Source organism: Streptomyces sp. NPDC091272 (assembly GCF_044757485.1).
Lineage (GTDB): Bacteria > Actinomycetota > Actinomycetes > Streptomycetales > Streptomycetaceae > Streptomyces.
In genome coordinates this window covers 244,871-266,636 of the sequence record NZ_JBIVVC010000010.1, presented here as the reverse complement: position 1 = coordinate 266,636, position 21,766 = coordinate 244,871, and the positions used below count along the sequence as shown (strand labels likewise).

Genomic DNA, 21,766 nt, shown 5'->3' with positions numbered 1-21,766 from the left:
ACTCTGCGATCAGAACAGGAAGACCAGAGCGGCGACGATCTTGACGAAGTCTCCGTTCGCCGGTCCGGTCGCCTCGGCGGCAGCACTGTGGACGAACACCCTGCGCCCGTCGATGAGGTACTCCTGCGCGCCGGGACTGTAGGCGGCCAGGGCGTCGAAGTGTGGATCGCCCCACTCCAGCGCCATGGCGGTCAATGCCATCTGCACCGCCTTGTCCCGGGCTTCCTGGGCGTTCTTCCCCTGTGAGTCGTCCTCGTGCACCTCGGCCACGCAACCCACCGACCCGTCTTCGGGGACGGCCACGCCGACGGCGGTCGCGATGCGCGCGCCTGGTTCGTTCGTGCGGGCGAGCGCCTGGATGGCGAACAGGATCTGGCCGTCCTGGAGAAGCCGGCCGCCGAGCTCAGCGGGGATCAGAGTGCAACCCGGAGGGACCCTGCTACTCACCTGGACCCGGTTGACCCGGCCCAGCCCCGCTTCCATGTACATCAGGTCGTGCGCCTGCAGTTCGCGGGGGTGCTCCCCGGTCGCGGTGGTGAAGTACATGTGGGTGGGCAGGAGGGCCCGGCCGGACAGGATGTTCTCGGACATCTGGCGATCACCTTTCGCGCGGGGATCTCTCGGACTTCGCTCGGGTTCTCTCTTCGGCTTCGGCTTCGAGGGGGAGGGCCGGCAGGTCAAGAGGCGGGCACGGGTGGCGCAGCCGGCGAGACGCTCACGCAGTCGACGACAGCGGCGAACCCGCCCGGCCCCGCCCGCGCCGCGCGCTGGCGGTCGGCACCTGTGCCGTGCCGTCGCACCGAGTGCAGCCAGCGCAGTACCGCGGGCCGGTCACCGAACATGTCGAGAGCGTCACCGACAGGGGCGCGCACCCCGGCCAACTGGGCCCACACGGGCAGCGATACGGAGACATCGGCGGTGCCCGCGACGGTGTCGAGGATCCGGCCTCGTGCTCCCTCCCGGGAGGCCTGCCAGCAGGCCGCACGCAGAACGACGTCGTCGACCGGCGGCGCGGCCCGGCCGGCCCGCACCTTGATCAGCGCGTCCGTGGCCAGGGCGCGTACCAGCAGGGCGAACGCCGTCGTGGCCACCGCGTCCGGCATCACGTCCGCGACCCGCACCTCGACCGTGGGCACATGCCGGGAGGGGCGGACATGCCAGTACAGCATCGCCGGGTCCAACGCCGCTCCGGTGTCGACGAGTTGGTCCACCACGTTCTCGTAGTGGGAGACCGAACGCAGGTACGGCGGCGGGCCCGAGGTCGGCCATCTGCCCCACAGCGTCGAGCGCCAGCTGGCGTACGAACTGTCGGTGCCCAGCCAGAAAGGGGAGTTGGCCGAAAGCGCCAGAAGCGCCGGGGTCCACAGGCGGAGGTAATTGGCCACCTGAACCGCCTCTTCCCGGTCAGGAACTCCCACGTGCACATGGCAGGCATTCACACATTGCTGTTCCACCAGGAGACCGAAACGTTCGCCGATCCGCGCGTACCGGGGTTTGTCGAGAATGGGTGCCGGTCCCGGATCGCCCAGAATCGAGGTGCCGCTGGCGACGAGCAAGCATCCGTGGGCGGCAGCCGAAGCGGCCGCACCGCGGCGCAACCGGAGCAGCTCGGCAAGCAGTTCGTCCCGGTCCCGGCACACCGCGCCCACGCACTCCACCTGCGCCTGTGCCATCTCCGGCTCCACGTGCGCGGAACCGCACACACCCTGCGCGGCTCCGACCACCGCCGCCCCGCGGCGCACGGCGTGGCGGGTGTGCCGGTCGGCGAGGATGAACTCCTCCTCCACGCCGAGCGTGAGTTCTTGCCCGCCGAGTGGCATTTCTCTTTTCGCAGTGGTGGGTGTACCGGGCGGCTGTGGCGGTGTCACGGACAGGGGAATTGCACGGCGAGGCATAGGGGGTCCTGACATTCCGGCGCAGCGCGCACCCGCGGATGGGGACTGTTAAAGGTGACGTGGACAAGCCGACGGGGCCACTGATAATGCGCTCAGCACATGAATTCCCAGCAATTGCCTCCCGTAACCAACTTCCATGACAAAGCGGGAAACGCAGCGGCATCAAGGCGTGTTGGGACCCCTTTTCGTGCGCCGGTCGCGCGCCCGCGCAAGCCGGCGCACGAGTGCGGCGATGTCGATGACGTTGGCCACGGCCGCGCGCTGTTCGGAGAGGAGCCCGCGACGACGTCGGTGAACTGCCGTACCGTCGCCCCGTTCACCGTCGGTTCGCTCGACCCCGGCTCCTGGCCGACGGCGACACGGTCGTCGCCCTGTTCACCAACAGCGGGGAGCAACACCGGCCCGTTCATGCGCATGCCCGCCACTCACAGGTCCGCGCGGTGGGACGGCGTGGGGATCTACCGCCTCCGTGACGGCAGGATCGCCGAAGGGGACTTCGTCGAGGACATCCTCGGCATGCTCCTGCATCTGGGCGTCACCAGCCTGCCCGCCACCTCCTGGCCCGGCCCACCGCGCCCGGTGGACGAGGCGGTTCCGCCCGGCCGCCGGCTCTACCTGGCCGGCCGGGCCGCGCAGGCGAGGTCCCGTGCGGGCCGGTTCCCGGTGGTCAGAAACGTGGTCGCCGAGTCGTTGGCGCAGGTGTTTCGACCCCAGGGGTAGATGCCGTGTCCGCCCTGGTCGGCCGTCACCATGACGGCCCGGTTACCGAATGCCCGCCGCAGCTTCTGGGCGCCCACCAGCGGTGATCCCGGGTCGCGCTCGTTCTGCACCATGAGTACGTTCGCCGGGCCGCGGTCACTGATCCGCACCGGCGGCTCGACCCGCTCGTCCGGCCAGAACGCGCACGGACCGATGCCGGCCGACGACGCGCCCAGCATCGGGTACTGCAGCCGGTCGACCGAGACGTTGCGCTGGTACTCCCGTACCTCCTTCGGCCAACGCGTGTCACCGCAGACCACGTAGAAGCGCGAGGACATGAAGTTCTCCGCGTTCGGCACCGGCGGCTCCGGCGGCGGCTTCCGGTTCGTGTCGAGCGCCTGCCAGACCTCGGCCAGATGCGGCATGGCTCCGTCACCGTAGAGGCTGCCGAACGTGAGGGCACGGAACATCGTCCCGTCGATGCCGTGGGCCGGCTTCCTGTCCAGCCGGCCGGCGAGCTCGAAGAACTTGGCCCTCACCTGCTCCCGGGTGGTGCCCAGCTCGTACTCGGGGTGTGCGACGGCGAACTTCTCGAAGTCCGGGAACCGGTCCTCCAGTCCACGGCCGAACATCCGCATGGCGGTGACGTCGTAGCCGCCGGGGCCCACGTTGCTGTCGAGCACGATCCGGTCGCTGCGCCGGGGGAACAGCGTCGTGTACACCGCACCGAGGTAGGTGCCGTACGAGTGACCGAGGTACGAGAGCTTCCGCTCGCCCAGTGCCGCCCGGATCCGGTCCATGTCCCGCGCGGTGTTCGCCGTGGTGGTGTGCGGCAGCATCCAGGACGTCTTCGAGTTCGCGCACTGCTCGGCGATCCTCCGCGCGTTCCCCGCCTCCCGGGCGACGTCGGCCGCGGAGTGCGCGTACGGCGGGAAGTTGCCCCTGGCCTGCTGCTCCTTCGTCAGGTCGCAGGTCACCGGCGTGCTGCGGCCGACGCCGCGCGGGTCGAAACCGATCACGTCGTAGGCGTCCAGCACCTGCTGCGGCAGCCCCGTGGCGGCGAGGACACCCGGGAAGTCGAGGCCGGTGGCGCCGGGGCCGCCCGGATCGGTCAGCAGCACGCCACGACGCTGCGAGGGCTTCTTGCTGGCGAGCCGGGAAACCGCGATCTTGATCTGCCGGCCGTCCGGATCTCGGTAGTCCAGCGGGACGTCGAGTGTCGAGCACTGGAGCCGGGCGAGCCCGGGTGCGCCGGCATCCTCGGGGCACGGGCCCCATCGCAGGCCGTCCGGGGCGTCCGGGGCGTCCGGGGCTGCCGCGGGGGTCCGGGGTTCTGTCGCGGATTGCCCCAGCGCGGTCGTGGCCGTCACCGCCGCCGTCGCCACCACGACCGTGGCGAGGGCGAGAGGCAGAACTCGTTTCATCTGATGTCCTCCTGGAAGGTGTGGAAGGCCCGGGAAACCGGAGAACGCCCGCCGCAGCCGCAGCCGCAGCCGCAGCCGCAGCCGCAGCCGCAGCCGCGGGTCGAGGTCGAACGAACCGGCCGGTCCGGCCCTCGCCGCGCATCGCGCCGTGTGTCGAACCGGCCGGTCCGGCCCTCGCCGCGCATCGCGCCGTGTGTCGAACCGGCCGGTCCGGCCCTCATCGCGCGTCGCGCCGTGTGTCCGGCTGTCCCAGCACGTGAACGAGTCTGGTCCGGTGGCCGCGGCCCGCACATCCGCCTGGTGGTCCGTCCGTATTCGACCCGGGTAGGGGTGGTGGTACGACTTTGGTACAGGTGGGAGGACGGCAAGAGGGGCGGGAGACCAGGCCTGGCACGCAACCGAAGGCCACGCACGCCGCGGTCGCTGACCCGCGCGTAATGGGCGAGCGCCGGGCGCTTCCGCGCTGCGACGATGCATCCCATGAATGCCGAGAACCTCAGCGGGCAGCGAGTGGACCGTGCGGACCCGTCGGACTGGACCGCGTTGGCCGAGCTCGATCCGGTCGCGGCAGCTGGCGACCAGGCTCGACGAGCCGGCATCCGGCGCTGGTGCGCACAGGGTGCGGTCCTTGTGGCCCGAGACCCGGCCGGCCGCCCTCTGGGCTACGGCGTGCTGGAGTACAGCTTCTTCGAGCAGGGGTTCCTCACCATGCTGACGGTCGCCCCCGGCGCCCGCCGGCGAGGTGTGGGCGCTCGGCTGCTCACGGCCGTCGAGAGGGCGTGCACCACCACGAAGCTGTTCACCTCGACCAACGTCTCCAACCACCCCGTGCAGCGGCTGCTGCAACGCGCCGGCTGGCAACCGACCGGTCTGGTTCACGGCCTCGACGAGGGAGATCCCGAACTCTTCTACCTCTGCCCGAGCGCTCGACTGCGTGATGCCGCAGGCGCCGGACGCTGAACGACGGGGCAAGGCCGACGGCGGGCCGGCCGCCCCCCCCCGGGTCGGAGGCTGCGGCAGGTGTCAGGTTGGAGTCTGGAGCAGGAGCAGGTGCCAGGTTGGAGTCTGCGGCAGGTGTCAGCCCTCCGCCTGGAGACGGAGGCCCGCGAGGGTCAGGTCCAGGGCGGCGAGGAACTGGTCCCTGTCGTCGTGGCCGGCGAAGTCTTCGGCGATCTGGTGGACGAAGGGGAATTCGGCCGCGTCCAGCGCGCGCCACGACTCGGCGAAGCGGTCGAGGTACTCGTCACGGTTCACCTCGCCGGCCAGCAATTCCTCCGGGACTTCCACGCCGAGGTCGGCGGCGGCGCCGACCACGACGCCCGTGATCGCCGAGACGGCATGGAACCGCTGGCGCGAGGTGAGGTCGAGACGGAGGGTCTGCTGCCCGAGTTCTTCGTACAGCCGCAGCGAGTTGCCCTGGACATCGGTGTTGCGCATGAAGTAGGCCGACAGCCACGGCCGGTCCACGATCGCGTCGAACAGGGCGACAGCCATCGCGCGCAGATCCGCGATCGGGTCGTCGCCGGCCGGTTGCGCCTGGACCGCGGTGAGTACACCGCCGATCGCGTGGTCGGTGGCGCGGTCGAGCAGCTCGTCCTTGTTGGCGACGTACCAGTAGATGGTGCCGACACCGGTGCCGAGCCGGGTGGCGAGGGCGCGGAAGGTCAGTGCGGATCCGCCGGCCTCGTCGAGCAGCGCCACGGCCGCCGTGAGTACGGCCTCCATGGAGTGCGAGGCACGCCTGCGACCTCGGGAGGGGCCTTCACCTGGACGAGTTCGCGGGGACGTCATGACGTCCATCCAATCACAACTTGCGCCGTCATCGAACGACGTTCTACTGTAGAACCAGGTTCCATCATCGAACGCTGTTCGTTCATCGAATCGCGTTCTACGTTGAGCGTCGTGCGATGTCCCGGCGACGTTCAGAGAGGAGGTCCGCCATGACTGCCGTCACCGCTGAGCCCGTTTCGTCCCGTACCTATCCCTCGCTACGCGCGGCCTGGATACCCCTGGCCGCGCTCTGCCTGGCCTTCTTCGTCGAGATGGTCGACAACACGCTGCTGTCGATCGCGTTGCCCACCATCGGCCGCGATCTCGGCAGCGGCACGACCACCCTGCAGTGGGTCACCGGCGCCTACTCGCTGACCTTCGGCGGCCTCCTGCTGACCGCGGGGTCCATGGCCGACCGCCTAGGGCGCCGACGCGTGCTGCTGGTCGGCCTCGCCGTCTTCGGGCTGGTGAGCCTGGGGGTGGTCGCCGTCAACTCCGGCGGCCAGCTCATCGCACTGCGTGCCGCGCTGGGCATCGCCGCCGCGGCCATGGCGCCCATCACCAACTCGCTCGTCTTCCGGTTGTTCGACGACCAGGCGCTGCGGATGCGCGCGATGACCCTGATGATCATCGTGGGCATGTCCGGATTCGTCCTCGGTCCGGTGCTCGGCGGCACCGCGCTCGCTCATGTGAGCTGGCAGTGGCTGCTGGTGATCAACGCACCGATCGCGCTGATCGCGGGCATCGGTGTGCGCTTCGGCGTCGCGGCCGACCGGCCCGAAGACCTCACCAAGGACAAGCTCGACCTGCCAGGCGCCGTCCTCAGCGTCCTCACCATCGGCCTCGCCTGCTACGCGCTGACCAGCGGCATCGAGCACGGTTGGCTCTCCGTGCCCACGCTCGCCTCGATCCTCGGTTCCGCCGCCGCGGGCATCGCGTTCGTGTGGCACGAGCGGCGCAGCAAGGCGCCCATGCTGGACCTCAAGGTCTTCTCCAACGGCACTGTCCGGGGCGCGGCCATCGCACAGGTCGGCACGTCCGTCGCGATGGCGGGCGTGATGTTCGGCCTCATCCTGCACTTCCAGTACGCCTACGGGTGGAGCCCCGTGCGGGCCGGTCTGGCGAACCTGCCGATCATCGTGACCATGATCTTCGCGACCCCCCTGTCGGAGTGGCTCGCGGCGAGGTTCGGCCACCGCGTCGCCTGCCTGGTGGGCGCGGCCTGCATGACGTTCGCGCTGGCCGGACTCGCCTGGGGCGTCGGCAACGGGTACGCCGCGATCGCGGTGTGCATGGTGGTGCTGACCATCGGTCTGCGTACCGTCATGACGATCTGCGCCATCGCCCTGGTCGAGGCGATGCCGGCCAACCGCACCTCGATCGGCACCGCGCTGAACGACACGGCCCAGGAGGTCGGGACCAGCGTCGGCACCGCCGTCGTCGGGACGATGATCGCCGCCCTGGTCACCACCCAGCTGCCTTCGGGCGTGTGGAGCAGCGGCCTCGTGCAGTCCTTCTTCCACGGCGAGCGTGTCACCTACGCAGTGCTGGCAGTGCTCGTCGGCCTGATCGCGGTCGGCGGCGCCCTCACCCTCACCGACTCGCACTCCGTCGAGGAGCCGGCCTGAGCGCAGGTCCTGGGGACCTGCGGGGGTCACGGAGGTCGTGGGCACCTGCGGGGGTCGTGGGCACCTGGCGGCGGTCGCGGGGACCTGTGGCGCTCGAACGGCAGTCGGACGGTCCTCTGCGGCGCGCGCATTCCGACGGCGGGTATTCGGACGGCCCACATATTACTTTGTGCCATTTACCTGAAACTCACCGTTACCACCCCCCGCGCGCCGCTACACAGGAGAGCCGCAGCAAGGCTGCGCCGTCGCGGGTGACCCGACGGGTAGTGGGGGAGGGCCTGGGTGATTCTGACCATCAACGTGGCGGTGCTGCTCGCCGTCGTCGTGTTCTTCCGGCTGCGGCGGCGCACGCAGGCCCGCAGCCGCGTCGAGGAGCGGACGACAGCCCTGATCGTCCTGCTCCTGGGCATCCTGATCGCGCCCACCCCCGTCGGGCAGGGCATCGGGGACTTCCTGGAGCAGCTCGCGCAGGGTGTCACCCAGGGCAGCCAGTGAGCGCCCCCGCCCGCCGAAGGCGGCCCGCCGCCGGCCGGCGTACCGGCTCAAGGCCACGGACACGGAGGCCCGGCATGCGACGGCAGCGGCAGAGCGACCAGTTGATCGGCGTGGTCGCTGCCGTCGTCGTGGGGGCGGGCCTGGTGGTGTCGGCCGTCAACTGGTTGCTGGCGAACCGGTGGCTACTCGTCGTCCTCGGCCTGACGGCGGCGGCGGCCGGGGGAGCCTGGTTGTACCGCCGGCAGCAGCGGGCCCGCGAAGAGGCGGTACGGGTGCGGGCGCTGCGGTACGCGATGCCGCAACTGGACGCGCTCCACCACTCCCGGTTCGAGGACGCCGTACGGGATCTGATGCACCGGGACGGGTGCCGGGACGCGGTCCGGGTGGGCGGTGGCGGGGACCAGGGCGCCGACGTCAAGGCCACCGACCCCTACGGCAGACTGTGGGTCATCCAGTGCAAACACCGGCGTCACGGCGCCGCCGGAGCCGCAGTGGGCACACCCGACCTCCAGGTCCTCAACGGGACCGCACGCCCGGTCCATCACGCCGATGTCGCGGTCATCGTGACGAACGGGCGGGTGACCGCGCCCGCGGTCACCTTCGCCCAGCAGCAGCGACTGCACGTCGTCGACCGCCACACCCTCGCCGTGTGGGCCTGCGGGGCGCGCCCGTTGTGGGAACTGCTCCCGGCGGTCCCGCGGCCGCGCAGACCACCTGCCGGCCCGTGACCGGCCGGGCTACGTGGCCGGTCGGTCGACGGTGATCCGGTCGATGTCGGGGGCCCAGCCCGACGGATTGGCGATGGTGACGCGGTTGCCCGTGCCCGCCCGCAGGTTCAGCCGCACCCGCGGTCGTGGAGGTGGTCCACCAGTCGGCTGCCGGGCCGAACTCGGCGCTGTGCGCGGCGCCGTCGTCGGCCCGGACGGTGGCGGTGGGAGCGCCGGGCCGGGGCCCGGGCCGGGAGCCGAACGCTCGGGGGGCCGCGGATCAACCCGGTTGCGACGAACCTCGCGCGCCCCCAACACTCGGGGCCATGAACGCCTTCGTGATACGTACGGCGACGACCGCCGACGCACCGTTCCTGCAGGACATGCTCGTTGCGGCGGCCAACACGCCCAGCCGGCCGGGGTGGAGCCGGGCGGACACCCTGGCCGCACCGGAGAACGCGCGCTACGTCAGCGGTTGGCCGCGGGGCACCGACCTCGGTGTGGTGGCGGCCGAGGCCGACGGGCGCGCCGTCGGTGCGGCATGGCTGAGGTTCTTCACCGAGGCCGAGCCGGCCTACGGCTTCGTCCGCGCCGACATCCCCGAGGTGACGATCGGCGTGGCCGCCGACCGCAGGGGGCGCGGCGTGGGCCGCGCGCTGCTGCGGGCGCTGGCCAACACCGCCCGGCAGCACGGCTTGGATTACCTCAGCCTCAGCGTGGAACGCACCAATCCCGCTGCCGCGCTCTACCGAGTGGAGGGCTACCAGGTGGTCGAGAGCCACGACCAGGCCGACACCATGCTGCTCGATCTGCGGCAGGACCGGCACGGATGACGTACTGCTGGGGGCTCTGCTCACGGCATCGCGCGCGCCGGTGACCCGGTCCCGACCGGAAGGGCTCGGGCGCCCCCGCCGGTCGGTCCGAACTCGCGAACGGTCGGCCACAATGCGATACGGTACGTCTCGTCTCGCTCGCACACCTTTCGGAGGACACCGTGGAACGCTTCATCGACGCAGCACCCGGCGTGCGCCTCTGGACGGAGACGCGCGGCGACCCGGACGCATCTCCGCTGCTGCTGATCATGGGAGCGCAGGCGCCGGGCCTGGGCTGGCCGGACGAGCTGGTGGACATGCTCACCCCCCGCCACCAGGTGATCCGCTACGACCACCGCGACACCGGCCGCTCCACCTGGGCGTTCGACCAACGGCCCTGTCCCCTCGGGCAACTCGCGGAAGACGCCCTCTCGGTGCTGGACGGTCTCGGCATCGAACGCGCCCACGTGGTGGGTATGTCGATGGGAGGGATACTCACCCAACTCCTCGTCGCGGATCACCCCGACCGGCTGCTCAGCGCGACACTGATCGGCACGAGTGCGCTGAGTACCGCCCCGTACATCCAGCCGGACGGGACCGTGATCCCGCCCGAGGAACTCCCCGGTGTCGCACCCCACTTGTTGGAGATGTGGTCCCGTCCCGTGACGGACCACGGCCTGGAGGCGGAGTTGGCCCGGCGGGTCGAGCACTGGCGGGTCCTGGGTGGGGACCAGCTTCCCTTCGACACGGAACACGCCCGCGCCCTGGAGCAGCGGATCGTCGAGCACACCGGGCACCACGCCACCAGCACCGCGCATGCCCGCGCCGACGTCTCCGGCCTGACTCGCACCGAGCAGCTCGCCCGGACCACGGTGCCCACCCTCGTCATCTCCGCCCCCGCCGAACAGGTCTTCCCGCCGCCGCACCCCGACCACCTGGCCCAGACGATCCAGGGCGCACGCGTCATCGAGGTTCCCGGCATGGGGCACGCACTCCCCCGTGCGGTGCACCGGCCGCTCGCCGCAGCGATCCTGGACCACACCGGACGCTGAGGTGCGGCCGGGCCAGAGTGCTGTGGCGAGGCGGCGGTACAGCCGCCGGTGCGGGCGGTGTGCTCGGGGTCCAAGGTGACCGGTTCGCTCGGCCGGCGGGGTTCAAGGTGAACAGCGCGGGAGTTCAGTTGGTGAGCCCGCTGATGGCGTCCCCCACGTACTTCGCGCCGAGCACGGTCAGGAGCACTGTCATGATCGCGGCGTTGTGCTGTCCCATCCACGCCTTCCATTCCTGTAGCACCCGCGCGGACCTGGCACCGCCGAAGACGTACACCAGCAGGGGTACCAGGACGCAGAGGGAGCCGATCACGACGAACAGCGCGGCCGCGACCGTCTTGCCGCCGGTGCTCGCCGGGCTGCCGGCGATGGAGGCGGCTCCGCCGACGGCGAGCACCAGGTTCTTCGGGTTCGCGGCTGCCAGCAGGGCGCCCAGTCCGACCGCCTTGGCCGGGGTGAACTTGTCGACCGCCCGCATCCAGGAAGGCAGTTCGTGCGCGTCGCCTTCGCGCGGCCGGGTTCTCCACTGCTTGGCGGCCATGAGGAGGAAGAGGAGGCCGAGCACCAGCTTCAGCCAGTACGTCCAGCCGGCCGGGGAGCCGCCGTCATTGGCTCCGGCGCCGGAGCCCGCCAGGACCACCACGGTGGTGACGGCGGCGAGAGCGACGAGCCAACCCAGCAGAAAGGCGGTGCCGTTCACCTTGGCGCGTGGTGTGGCGAGCATCAGGACGACGGCGATCAGCGGAACGGGACTGATGGCGATGCCCACTGCCGAGGTGAGCATCTGTCCGATGGCGTTGCCCATGGATTCCTCCTGCCGGGGGTGGGGTGCACGGTTCCGGAGCGGCCTCGGCCGGAATTCCGGGCGCGGCGAGGGGGCGTCAGAGGGGGGTGATGTCTCCCAGGCACCAGGTGCGGTCGAAGTAGGGTTCCAGCGGGCCGTAGAAGCGGAAGTAGGAGAACCAGTGCCGGCCGGGAACGGTCTGCACCCAGTTCGACTCGCCCACCGGTCCGCTCGGGGGTTCGGGGCCGAAGACGAGGTCCACCGAGCCGTCGTCGTTGTACTGGAGGTCGCGGTCGCGTGAGCCACGGTCACCGCGCTGCTGGGGGTTGTCGATCAGGCAGCGGGTGGTGATGTCGTAGACGGTGGCGGACCAGAACAGCTTGGCGGGCGGGTTCGCCGGGACGTGCAGCGTGTAGGACTTCGCGCCGTCGAGCCACTGACCGTGCGCGTCGGTGTAGGTGGCGAGGTAGGCCTGGCCGAGTCCGGGGGTCTGCGACTTCATGGCGGCCGAGAAGCTGACGGCCTCGTAGAACCAGGCCGCGCGTTCAAGGAGTTGGTCGTGGTGCTCGGCCCTCTGGTCGGAGCGGTCGAGCATCAGCACGAGGTCCCACTGGCGGTCGGGCCAGTAGCGGGCGCCGGCAAATCGCTTGGCGAAGCTGTTGGCCTGGGCCATCCGTTCGCCGACGGCGCTCGCGCGCTCCAGGATCCTGGTGAGCCGTTCGTCGGGGGTGAAGGGCTCACCCTTGACGATCCCGAGCTGGCGGAGCATCGCGAGGTAGAAGCGGTCGCGTTCGTCGACGATCTCCGTCTGGTAGATGCCGTACAGCCGTTCCCAGTATTCGAGTCCGCGGGGCTGGTCCCCGGACCACGGCCGTCCCTGCGGTGACACCAGCCGGGTCGGGTTCTCGTCGGGGTCCGCCGCACGGGGGTGGATGCGTACCGCGTCGACCAGGGCCTGGGCTCGTTCCGGGTCGGGGTCCAGGGTGCGGAACCCGAACATGATGTTGACGCCGGTGGAGACGAGGACGCGCAGGTCTCCGGCGTCGGCCGGCGGTTGTTGGCCGGGCGGCACGATCAGGTAGCGGCCTCCCGCGCCCTTGTCGGGGCCCATTTCCCCCATGACGCCGATCTCCCGCTGCCAGAAGTCGGACACCCCGCCTGCCGTGGGCCCGGCAGGCAGTTCGATCACCAGCGGGCCGGTTTCCGACAGGTCGATGAAGTTGAGGATGTAGGGGGTGGTGGCGTTGGCCGTGATGAGACCGAGCCGGTCCTGGTAGGAGAGGTAGCGGACCAGGTCGCAGGGGCCTGCACCGAAGGTCTCCCGGTGGACCTTCTGCCACTGCGCGTAGGCGACCAGGGGCAGCGCCCACAGGTAGGCCTGGCAGGCCATCTGGTGGTCGAGCTCGTCGAAGATGTGCCCCAGGTCCTCGCGGCGCGGGAGGTCGCCTTCCGTGGCGAATGGGTCGGCAGGAGGGGGCTGGGCCTCGGCGGTCATGTGCTCACCTGTCTCGTTCGCTCTGTGTGGCGTCCTGGTGGTGCGACCGGCTGCCGGGTCCGAGCTGTGTGGCGTCCTGGTGGTGCGACCGGCTGCCGGGTCCGAGGCTCGGGCGGGGGCAGGTCAGGTCCGTACGCTCACTGCCGTACGGCGAGTTCGGGCATCGTCCAGCTGTGGCCGAGCACGGAGGCGTCCGGTCCGTAAACGCGGACGGCGATGGTGAAGGGGCCGTCCGGTGCCGGCAGCCAGTTGGCGGCTTCCTTCGGGTCCTGGGGGCGGTCCCGGCACACGTACAGGGTGAGTCCCCCGTCCTCGTCGTAGACGAGGCCCGGCGTTCGGTCGCCGATTGAGTACCGGTCGGCGGGGTTGTCGACCAGGAGCCTTTCGGGGAGGCGGTACATGGTGGCGGACCAGAAGAAGCGGGCCGGTGGCAGCTTTCCGGCGGGGAAGTGGACAGTGTGGTCGCGGGCCGACGCGTCCGGCGGCCGGTTGCCCTGGTCGTCCTGGGCCCAGCCGGAGTACCAGGCCTCCGCGGAGGGCAGCCCGTAGAGGCCCTTGGACACGCCGACCGCTCGGGTCAGGTAGTCGGCGCCGTGCTCGGCACGGGTGCCGAACCAGCCGGTGGAGTCCGTGGCGTCCCGCTTGGCCTCCTCCAGGGCCGTCCGCGCGTCGAGGATGCCCTCGACGAGGGCATCCAGCAGTTGCGGCGCGAGGGAGGACGGTTCGAACCGGCCCCGGCCGTCGACGCCCAGAGCGGTGAGCCGTGCCCGCAGGTCCCGGTCCTGGTCCAGGACCGGGAAGAAGCCCAGCAGAAAGTCCAGGAGGGCGAAGAACTCCGGTCCGTCCAGGGCGGATTCGTCCCAGGCGGGCCACACGGGTTCGGCGGCGGCGGGCGGGGGCTGCCTGCCCTCGAACTCGGACAGCGGGCGCAGCCGGTACTGCTGCTGGATTTCCCGCAGGGCGTCGACGTCGTCGGCGCCCGCCAGGTAGGTGCGGCCCAGGACCCCCACGAGGTGGGTGTCCGCGCGCAGCACCCCGGACATGCCGGCCGGGGCGTCGCCCTCGTGGCCGGGACCCGCCAGCAGGTAGTCACCGGCGTCCTGACCCGTGGTGCGGGCCCCGACGAATCCCACGTAGGACGTGTCCAGGTCGTGGAAGGGAAGGACGTAGTACCGGTCGATCGCGGGCACGGACACCACCCACGGCTCGCTCCGCAGATCCAGCCAGGCCCAGGAGTACGGGGTGTCGTTGTTGGGCGTCACCACGTCCGTGTTGGCGGGGGTGAACGGTTCGGAGTAGTGCCGGAACCGGCCGAACCCCCCGACCGACCGGCGATCGTCGAGGTCGATGGCCTGGGGGTACATCGTGCGGTAGTTCTCCAGCAGCGGATATCCCCAGATCCACGCCTCGGCGGCGGTGGTGCGGGCTTCCTCGGGGAGCATGCCTGGTGTCGTCGTCACGCGACTCTCCTGGACGGGGGCACCGGCGCGGCCACATGAGGTTGACGACGGGGCCGGCCGCCGCCGGCATCACCTCGGGGCCACTCGCCCAGGGAGCGGTGCGGGGAAGCTGACTGCGCCACGAAGCACTCCTTCATCCGGCGAATGACCTGATCAGGCCGGTACGTCAGTCTTCGGCCACTCCGGGCCTGGCGACACCCGGGACTGGGCCGGACGGGTGACGGGGGCCGCCGCAGATGGGGCGCCACGCGCCCGGGGTGGCCGGGTGGGCACAGCGCGGGGCGGCCCGGCCCGGCCGTGATCATCAGCTCGCGCAACGGAACAAGGAGCGATGTACTGAGGAGGCGTTCTGCCCCACGTTCTGCCCCAGCCACGCCGAACGGCCCGCCCGCGTCCGTCCCCCGGGTCGCCTCCCGGGACGGGTGCGGTCGGGCGTCTCCACCCGCCGTCCGAATCCTGGAGCCGCCGCGATGGAACGCCCCACCGGCCCGCAGCACGCCCCCGCCGCCCACCGGCGGACCTGGCCCGTCGCCGGGTGGCTGAGCCGATACGACAAGGGGTGGTTGCGCGGCGACACGCTGGGCGCGCTGACCGCCTGGGCGCTGATCGTTCCCGAGTGCGTGGCCTACGCGCAGATCGCCGGGGTGCCACCGCAGAACGCGTTCTACGCAGCCCCCGTGGCCCTGCTGGTCTACGCACTCGTCGGGCGGTCGAACTTCCTCATCGTCGGCGCCACCTCGGCAGCCGCCGTGCTGTCGGCCGCGACGGTCTCGGCCCTCAGCAGTGAGGCCAAGGACGCGGCCGGGCTCTCCGCCGCACTGGCCGTCATCGTGGGCGCCATCCTGCTGGTGGCGGGTCTGGCCAGGCTCGGGTTCATCACCAACTTCCTCGCCGAACCCGCCCTGTTGGGCTTCCTGTTCGGCATGGCCCTGACGATCGTGGTGCGCCAGGCCGCCAAGATCGTCGGAGTGTCCGGCGGCGAGGGCAACTTCTTCGAGCGGCTGTGGACGGTGCTGTCGAAGATTGCGGACTGGTCGCTGGTGACCCTGGCGGTGGGAGCGGGCGCACTGGCCCTGCTGTTCCTTCTGGAACACTTCATGCCCCGCCTGCCGGCGGCCCTCGTCGTCCTCGTGCTGGCGCTGATCCTCTCCGCGGCCGTGCGGCTGGAGGACAAGGGGGTGGAGGTCGTGGGGAAGATCCCCTCCGCGATCCCGGTACCCCGACTGCCCGGCGTGGCGGCCGCCGACTGGATCGCACTGGCCGGCGGGGCGCTCGGCGTCGCCCTGGTGGTCTTCGCCGAAGCCTTCAGCATCGCCAACAGGTTCGCCCGCGAGAACGGCCAGCAGGTCGACGCCAACCGCGAGATGGCCGCCGTCGGCCTCAGTAATATTTTGGTCGGACTCGTCCGCGGTTTCGTCGTCTCCGGCAGTGCGTCGCGCAGCGCCGCGGCTGCCGGGGCGGGCGGGCGCAGCCCGATGGTGTCGGTCGTCGCCGCCGTGCTCATCCTGCTCACCGGCGCCTTCCTGACTCCGCTCTTCACCGACCTGCCCGAGCCCGTACTGGGCGCCATCGTCATCGTGGCCGTCCGGGGCTTCCTGCGTACCGGCGAACTGCGCCGGTACCTGGCCCGGGACCGGCGCAGCCTGTGGGTGGCGCTCACCGCACTGTTCGGCGTCCTGCTCTTCGATCTCCTCCCCGGTCTGCTGCTGGCGGTGGCGCTCTCCCTGGTCCTGTTCATCGCCGCCGCCTCCCGCCGCCACGTGTCCGTCCTGGGCCGCGTGCCCGGCACCCGCCTCTTCGCGGCCGACGACCACGCCGGGGCCCGAGCCACTCCGGGCGTGCTGGTGGTGCGCCCCGACGGCAGTCTCTTCTTCGGCAACATCAACCGCGTCGCCCTCGCCGTCCAGGACCGCGTCGCTGCCGCCGACCCGGCCCCCCACGCCGTGGTGCTGGACCTCACCAGCAGCTTCCAGCTCGGTCTGCCGGTCATGGACTCCCTCGACGAGCTCCGCGGCGAACTCGCCCGTCGGGGCATCTCCCTGGTCCTGGCACGCGTACGGGCCGACGTCGCGCAACAGATCGCCCACCACCCGCTGAACACCCACCTGGCAGGCGGGATCTATCCCACCGTTGACGACGCGGTGACCGCCGTCGCCGACCCACCGGCCTGAGCGACGGACGGCGGCACGCGGTGGTGCGGCGGGCTCAGTGGAAGCTCACCGCGGCGCGGATCAGGTAGTGGTCCGACTGGGTCGTGGTGGTGATCGAGCAGGCGTAGTCGGCGCTCTGCGGGCCGAACACGTAGTCGAGCTTGAGGCTGGACGACGGGCTCACATGCGTGGGGGCTCCGGTGCGCGAGCCGCCGTGGGCCTGCTGGTCGCACTCCTCGAAGCGGTCGTCGGCAGCTCCCGGCTGGTGGTAGAGCGGGGCGAGCACCGATGCCGGGGCCGAGCCGGGGCCCTGTGGCGCGTCGGGCGGGGTGGCGTTCAGGTCGCCGCCGAAGACGACCTCGTAGCCTTGGGCCCGCAGCGTCGAGGCCTCCGCGAAGGCCCGCTGCGCCTGCAGATTCCTGAAGTACCCGGTGGGGTGAGGGTTCGCGGGCTTCTCCTCCACGTCGTCGCCGGTGAGGCCGGCACTGAAGTGGCCGCCGCAGTAGGCAGTGCCCTGCGAAGGCACCGTTGCGCACAGCATCGGGCGCTGTTCCGCGGTGTCCCGCGAGGGCAGCACCACGGAGCGGTACCAGGTGTTCTCACTCGGGACCGCGACGGCCGTGCCGTACGCGCCCCGGTCCGCGCCGTTCGAGTTCGCGCACTGTTTCTGGGCCAGGACGCCGGTGCCGGTGAGCTTGCGGTACGTGGGGGTGAAGCGCACGTCCCAGTCGGCCAGGCCGCCCACCGCACGGTCTTCCAGGCTGCTCTCCAGCGGGACGGCGGACTTCTCGCAGAACTCCTGCACGAACATCACGTCGGCATCGGCGGCGGCGGCCCGCGCGGCGACGGTGTTACCGACGGTGGCCACGGTCGCGTCGGAGAGGAGACAGTCCGCGTTGTGGTTGGAGCAGGCGTTCCACGACACGACGTTCCTGACGGTTCCCGCCGGGCTGTTCGCGGTCGCAGGTGGGTTTGCCGTGTCTCCGTACTGGCCCGTGCCCGGCACCTCCACCAGCCGCACGCGTTCCCACGATCCGGTGGCTGCCTCGGTCGCGGCCAGGAGCATCCCCGGGCCTTCGCCGACGGCGCGGCTGAAGCGAGCCGACACGTACTGCTGGTTCGCCCTGGCCTTCAGGTTGTAGGCCCCGGCCACCTGCGGGTCCTTCACGAGCTGGAACTTCTCGTAGGCCGTCGAGCTGGTGCCGATGGAGGCCGCGCGTGCCCGCAGCATCGTTGTGTAGGGGGTGGCGTAGTTCTTCTCGGTCGAGACGTAGAGGCCGTTGTCCTCGTTGCGCAGGGACACGGTCGCGCCGTTGTCGGCGGTGTGCAGGGTGAAAGTCTCCCGTGAGCCGATCGCGGACGGCGAGGACGCCGGTGTCATGGCCCGCAGCCTTCCCTTCTGGGTCGTGTCGAGCTCGGCGCTCAACTCGGCGGCCACGTAGTAGTCCTGGCCCGTGACCCCATTCGTGATCTGGAGGGCCCAGCGCTGGCCGGTCGAGGATCGCGGAGCTTCCGCGGCGGACGCCGGCGCGGGGGCGACCAGACCCACCGATCCGGCCACGAGCAGGGTCAGGGCGCTCATCATCGTGCGTATGCGTTTCACCGGCTCATTCTCATCAGCCGGGGGCGCGACGCAACAGCCGTTTTGTGTCCGCGGAGTCCGTCCGCCGCCGCGGGGTGACGCGGAACATGACTGCTCAGCAGGATCGCCGTCCGGTCCCCGCGCCGCGGACCGAGGCGGACGGGCTGTCCGGCCGCTCCGGGAGCGCGGGTTGCCGTTCTGCCGACAGGTGATCGGCACCCGTGCGACGGACACCCGGGCCTGCGTGAGCAGTACTCGGCACAGGCCTCGCGGTCGGGCCCGGCCCGGTATGTGTCCGCGGCTGCTCAACTTCTCCCCGGTCTCTTCACCGTTGGCCGGTCCTGGGGGCCGCGGTGTTCGGTCGCTAGGCGCTGTGGGGGAGGTGCAAGGGTGTGACCTGGGCCTTTCGTATCCGTGTCGCTCTTTGCGGTGAGTGCTCGGTGTGGTGTTCCCGTGCCCCGTCGGGTGAAGGCGCGGGTGTTCTGCCTGCTCGGGGGCAACCGGGTGAGACGTGGCTTGCCAGAAGGACGACCGGTGGTGGATGGTTGCCGGACGGCAACGTTCTCTCAGCTGATTGAACGTTCTCTCGACTGATTGAAGGTGAGGGGTTCGCTTCGCGGGCCCTGGTGCTTGTGACTTCCACTCGGCAGGAACACGCGGTGAGCGAGGCCGCTCCGGCGTCACTGGCGTGGACGTCCGTGCCCTACCCCGTCCTGATCGTGGACCGGGCCGGCACGGTCCGGCACGCCAACACCTATGCCCTGGGGCTGTTTCCCGCGGCGGGCTGCGGGGTGCCGCTGGCGGAGTGTGCGCCTGCCTGGCTGGCCGGTGCGCACGACCGCAGGACGGTTGCGGGCCCGGACGACGACGAGGTGGCCTCCGGGCAGATCGCCGACCGCTCCTACGAGGCCCATCCCACGCTCCAGGAGGACGGGGATGTGGTGTGGTGGCTGCTGGACGACACCGACCACCGGCTGGCCCGTCAGTCGCTGCGCATGGAGCGGGAGCGGACCGCTTTCCTGGCGGAGGCGTCCAACGCCCTGCTGTCCTCGCTGAATCTGGAGCGGTGCATGGATGTGACGGCGCAACTGGCGGCCGAGCATCTCGCGGACGCGGCCGTGGTGATCGCCCCGGGCAGCGGCCACCGGCTGCCGGTCGTGACATGTCTGCGCGGCGGACAGCCGCACCGGGACCGCTGGGCCATCGACCCGCACGAGGTGCCCGGTCTGGCCGAGGCGTTGCAGGGGTTCCCGCCGGTGCCCTCCCGCTGGATCGACCCGGTGGCCGCTCCCGGCTGGCTGATCCCCGAGGGGTTCGGCGAGGTGGGTTCGATCGTCGTGACACCGCTGCCGGGCCACGGGGTGCCCGCGGGCGCGCTGATCCTGCTGCGGCGCAGCGGGGTGGCAGCGTTCAGCGAGGAGGAGGAGGTGTTCGCCCGGCTGTTCGCGGCACGTTCGGGGGCGGCGATGTCGGCGGCCCGCATGTACGCGGAGCAGTCCAGCGTGTCGCAGGTACTGATGCGGGAGTTGCTGCCGCCGGTGCTGCACCAGATCTCCGGGGTGGAGTTCGCCGGCGGGTACCGGCCGTCGAAGGACCGGGACCGGATCGGCGGCGACTTCTACGACGTGCACCCCGCGAGCGTCGAGGGCGAACCCTCCTTCGCGGTGCTCGGTGACGTGTGCGGCAAGGGCCTGGAGGCAGCCGTGCTGACGGGCAAGATCCGCAACACCCTGCACGCGCTGCTGCCGATGGCGGGCGACCACCAGCGCATGCTGGAACTTCTCAACGGCGCCCTGCTGGATTCCCACCACACCCGCTTCGCCACCCTGGTCATGGCCTCCGCGGTGCGCGAAGCCGGAGCGGTGCGGCTGCGGGTGACCAGCGCCGGGCATCCGCCGGTGCTCATCGTGCGCGCCGACGGCACGGTCGAGGAAGGAACGTCGCGCGGCACCCTGGTCGGCGCGTTCCCCGGGGCCCACGCCACCACCGCCGACGAGGTGTTGGCGCCGGGAGACTTCTGCGCGCTGTTCACCGACGGGTTCGTCGAGGCCAGGGGCGGCCCGATGGGCGGGGAGATGTTCGGCGACGAACGCTTCCAGGAAGCACTGTCACGGTGTGCGGGAATGCCGGCCGAGGCGGTCGTCGAGCACGTGCAGATGCTCGCCTCCCAGTGGGTCGGCTCGGGCCGGCACGACGACATGGCGGTCATGATCATCGCCGCTCCGAAGTCCCGTCACCTGAGCATGGTGGGCGGACACACCAAAGGCAGGTTCACGGCATGACCAGCACCACCCTCCTTCCCCCTTCGCGGCGGCAGGAGTTGCTGTGGCGGGCGGTGGCGGCCGGCGACGAGCACGAGGCGACCCGTACCGTCTTCGACGCCCTCGCCCAGGGCGTCCCGGCGCAGAGCGTACTGCTCGACCTGATCGCCCCCGTCCAGCACCGGGTGGGGGAGGAGTGGGCGGCCAACCGGCTCACCGTCGCGCAGGAGCACGCCGCGTCCGCGATCAACGACCGGGCCATCGCCGCCCTTTCGTACCAGGTCTCCGCCGTGGGCGGACCGGAGCGGAAGGGCAAGGTGGTCGTGGCGTGCGTGGACGGCGAGTGGCACGGTCTGCCCGCCCGGCTGCTGGCCGAGGTCCTCAAACTGCGCGGGTGGACGGTGGACTACCTCGGCGCCCAGGTGACGACCGAGCACCTGATCGAGCACGTCCACCGGGCCGGCCCGGATCTGGTAGCCCTCTCCAGCTCGATCGCGACGCGGCTGCCGACCGCCCATGCGGCGATCACCGCGGTCCAGGCCACCGGCACCCCCGTGCTGGTGGGCGGGGCCGCCTTCGGGGAGCACGGCCAGTACGCCACGCTCCTCGGCGCGGACGCGTGGGCGCCGGACGCGGGAGCAGCCGCGGACCGCCTCGACCAGGGCCCGTTGCGGCGTCCCGCCCAGGCGCACCAGCCCATCGACGACCTGCCGCACCTGGGCGACCAGGAATACACGATGGTCACCCGCACCCGCCCCCAGCTGGTGCGCACCGTCATGGACGGTCTGGAAGACCGCTTCCCCGCCATGCGCACCTACACGCCCGCCCAGCGGGGGCACACCGCCGAGGACATCGCGCACATCGTCGACTTCCTGGGCACCGCCCTCTACGTGGACGACGCCGAACTCTTCACCGTCTTCCTCGCCTGGACGGCCCGTATCCTCACCGCCCGCCGGGTGCCCGCCCGTTCGCTGATCCCGGCCCTGCACCTGCTGGGCGTGGAACTCCGGGACTTCCCCCGCGCCACGGACATGCTGAAGCAGGCTTGCGGGCGTCTCACCCGTACGGACACCGCCGACCTCGCCGGGGAGCACGCATGAGACCGCCGCACTCCTTCGAACCGTTCCTGCGCCTGGCCACGGACCCCGCGACGGACGGGGAGTCCCTGCACCTGGCCGTGCACGGGTATCTGTGCCACGACAACGCCGACGAGTTCCTCGACGAGGCCACCGGACTCCTCACCGCCCACCCCGGCATCAGGGACCTGCACCTGGACTTCACGCATCTCGACGGCCTGGACTCGATGGGCCTCTCCGTCCTGCTGATGCTCCACCGCCGCACCACCGCTGCCCGCGTCACCCTCCACCTCGATGCCCGCACCCCGGCCCTGGAACGGGTCCTGACGATCACCGGGGCCCTCGCCTACCTCGACCCGGCAGCCGCCCGCCGGGAACAGCAGTCCGCCCCGCACGGCGCGGAGGAGGCGATATCCGCCCACAACCCAGCCGGCGGGCCGACGCCGCGACCCGCAGAACCGGAGACCACAGCCTGAACC

General features: G+C 71.1%; 18 protein-coding genes. 10 read left to right on the top strand and 8 right to left on the bottom strand.

Annotated features, from left to right (window positions below; genetic code table 11):
- Positions 1-9: 9 nt before the first annotated feature.
- The 3 genes from ACIQM4_RS26245 to ACIQM4_RS26235 all read right to left on the bottom strand — a co-directional run bounded on the left by ACIQM4_RS26245 (position 10) and on the right by ACIQM4_RS26235 (position 4,018).
- Positions 10-591: a pyruvoyl-dependent arginine decarboxylase gene (locus tag ACIQM4_RS26245; protein WP_401596192.1), complete on the bottom strand. Its 582-nt coding sequence runs from the start codon at positions 589-591 to the stop codon at positions 10-12.
- A gap of 86 nt (positions 592-677) precedes the next feature.
- On the bottom strand, positions 678-1,820 hold the full coding sequence (locus tag ACIQM4_RS26240; RefSeq protein WP_401596189.1) for a glutamate--cysteine ligase: 1,143 nt from the start codon (positions 1,818-1,820) through the stop codon (positions 678-680).
- A gap of 686 nt (positions 1,821-2,506) precedes the next feature.
- Complete coding sequence (locus ACIQM4_RS26235) at positions 2,507-4,018, bottom strand: alpha/beta hydrolase (RefSeq protein ID WP_401596186.1); 1,512 nt, start codon at positions 4,016-4,018, stop codon at positions 2,507-2,509.
- 480 nt (positions 4,019-4,498) lie between these two features.
- Between ACIQM4_RS26235 and ACIQM4_RS26230 the strand changes: the two genes are divergently transcribed.
- Positions 4,499-4,978 carry a GNAT family N-acetyltransferase gene (locus ACIQM4_RS26230; protein ID WP_401596184.1) on the top strand — a complete coding sequence of 160 codons (480 nt, stop codon included), beginning with the start codon at positions 4,499-4,501 and terminating at the stop codon, positions 4,976-4,978.
- 117 nt (positions 4,979-5,095) lie between these two features.
- Here ACIQM4_RS26230 and ACIQM4_RS26225 read toward each other — a convergent pair whose 3' ends face one another.
- Positions 5,096-5,743, bottom strand: coding sequence for a TetR/AcrR family transcriptional regulator (locus ACIQM4_RS26225; protein WP_401596182.1), 648 nt, complete (start codon positions 5,741-5,743; stop codon positions 5,096-5,098).
- Between the two features lie 215 nt (positions 5,744-5,958).
- Between ACIQM4_RS26225 and ACIQM4_RS26220 the strand changes: the two genes are divergently transcribed.
- From ACIQM4_RS26220 to ACIQM4_RS26200, 5 genes are all read left to right on the top strand, one after another.
- Positions 5,959-7,416, top strand: coding sequence for an MFS transporter (locus ACIQM4_RS26220; RefSeq protein ID WP_401596179.1), 1,458 nt, complete (start codon positions 5,959-5,961; stop codon positions 7,414-7,416).
- Positions 7,417-7,701: 285 nt separating this feature from the next.
- On the top strand, positions 7,702-7,911 hold the full coding sequence (locus ACIQM4_RS26215) for a hypothetical protein (RefSeq protein WP_401596274.1): 210 nt from the start codon (positions 7,702-7,704) through the stop codon (positions 7,909-7,911).
- 74 nt (positions 7,912-7,985) lie between these two features.
- Entirely contained in the window at positions 7,986-8,639 is a 654-nt protein-coding gene (locus ACIQM4_RS26210; protein WP_401596177.1) for a restriction endonuclease, read from the top strand.
- 305 nt (positions 8,640-8,944) lie between these two features.
- Positions 8,945-9,451: a GNAT family N-acetyltransferase gene (locus ACIQM4_RS26205; RefSeq protein ID WP_401596175.1), complete on the top strand. Its 507-nt coding sequence runs from the start codon at positions 8,945-8,947 to the stop codon at positions 9,449-9,451.
- Positions 9,452-9,612: 161 nt separating this feature from the next.
- Positions 9,613-10,482, top strand: coding sequence for an alpha/beta fold hydrolase (locus ACIQM4_RS26200; RefSeq protein WP_401596172.1), 870 nt, complete (start codon positions 9,613-9,615; stop codon positions 10,480-10,482).
- A gap of 124 nt (positions 10,483-10,606) precedes the next feature.
- Here ACIQM4_RS26200 and ACIQM4_RS26195 read toward each other — a convergent pair whose 3' ends face one another.
- The 3 genes from ACIQM4_RS26195 to ACIQM4_RS26185 all read right to left on the bottom strand — a co-directional run bounded on the left by ACIQM4_RS26195 (position 10,607) and on the right by ACIQM4_RS26185 (position 14,218).
- Positions 10,607-11,284, bottom strand: coding sequence for a GAP family protein (locus tag ACIQM4_RS26195; protein WP_401596169.1), 678 nt, complete (start codon positions 11,282-11,284; stop codon positions 10,607-10,609).
- Between the two features lie 76 nt (positions 11,285-11,360).
- The gene (locus ACIQM4_RS26190; RefSeq protein WP_401596167.1) at positions 11,361-12,758 is read right to left on the bottom strand and encodes a DUF1254 domain-containing protein; all 1,398 of its coding nucleotides are present in this window, start codon (positions 12,756-12,758) and stop codon (positions 11,361-11,363) included.
- 137 nt (positions 12,759-12,895) lie between these two features.
- Complete coding sequence (locus ACIQM4_RS26185; RefSeq protein ID WP_401596165.1) at positions 12,896-14,218, bottom strand: DUF1254 domain-containing protein; 1,323 nt, start codon at positions 14,216-14,218, stop codon at positions 12,896-12,898.
- 470 nt (positions 14,219-14,688) lie between these two features.
- On the opposite strand from ACIQM4_RS26185, the gene ACIQM4_RS26180 reads away from it, so the two are divergent.
- On the top strand, positions 14,689-16,389 hold the full coding sequence (locus tag ACIQM4_RS26180) for a SulP family inorganic anion transporter (protein WP_401596162.1): 1,701 nt from the start codon (positions 14,689-14,691) through the stop codon (positions 16,387-16,389).
- 34 nt (positions 16,390-16,423) lie between these two features.
- Here ACIQM4_RS26180 and ACIQM4_RS26175 read toward each other — a convergent pair whose 3' ends face one another.
- Positions 16,424-17,971, bottom strand: a complete 1,548-nt coding sequence (locus tag ACIQM4_RS26175) for a fascin domain-containing protein (protein ID WP_401596159.1) — start codon at positions 17,969-17,971, stop codon at positions 16,424-16,426.
- Between the two features lie 638 nt (positions 17,972-18,609).
- Between ACIQM4_RS26175 and ACIQM4_RS26170 the strand changes: the two genes are divergently transcribed.
- Genes ACIQM4_RS26170 through ACIQM4_RS26160 form a run of 3 tightly spaced genes read left to right on the top strand, consistent with a single transcriptional unit; the run spans position 18,610 to position 21,763 of the window.
- Entirely contained in the window at positions 18,610-20,232 is a 1,623-nt protein-coding gene (locus ACIQM4_RS26170; RefSeq protein ID WP_401596157.1) for a PP2C family protein-serine/threonine phosphatase, read from the top strand.
- Positions 20,229-21,311, top strand: a complete 1,083-nt coding sequence (locus ACIQM4_RS26165) for a B12-binding domain-containing protein (RefSeq protein WP_401596155.1) — start codon at positions 20,229-20,231, stop codon at positions 21,309-21,311. Before ACIQM4_RS26170 ends, ACIQM4_RS26165 begins: the two co-directional genes overlap by 4 nt.
- Entirely contained in the window at positions 21,308-21,763 is a 456-nt protein-coding gene (locus ACIQM4_RS26160) for an STAS domain-containing protein (RefSeq protein ID WP_401596152.1), read from the top strand. The genes ACIQM4_RS26165 and ACIQM4_RS26160 overlap by 4 nt, the downstream gene beginning before the upstream one ends.
- Positions 21,764-21,766: the final 3 nt, after the last annotated feature.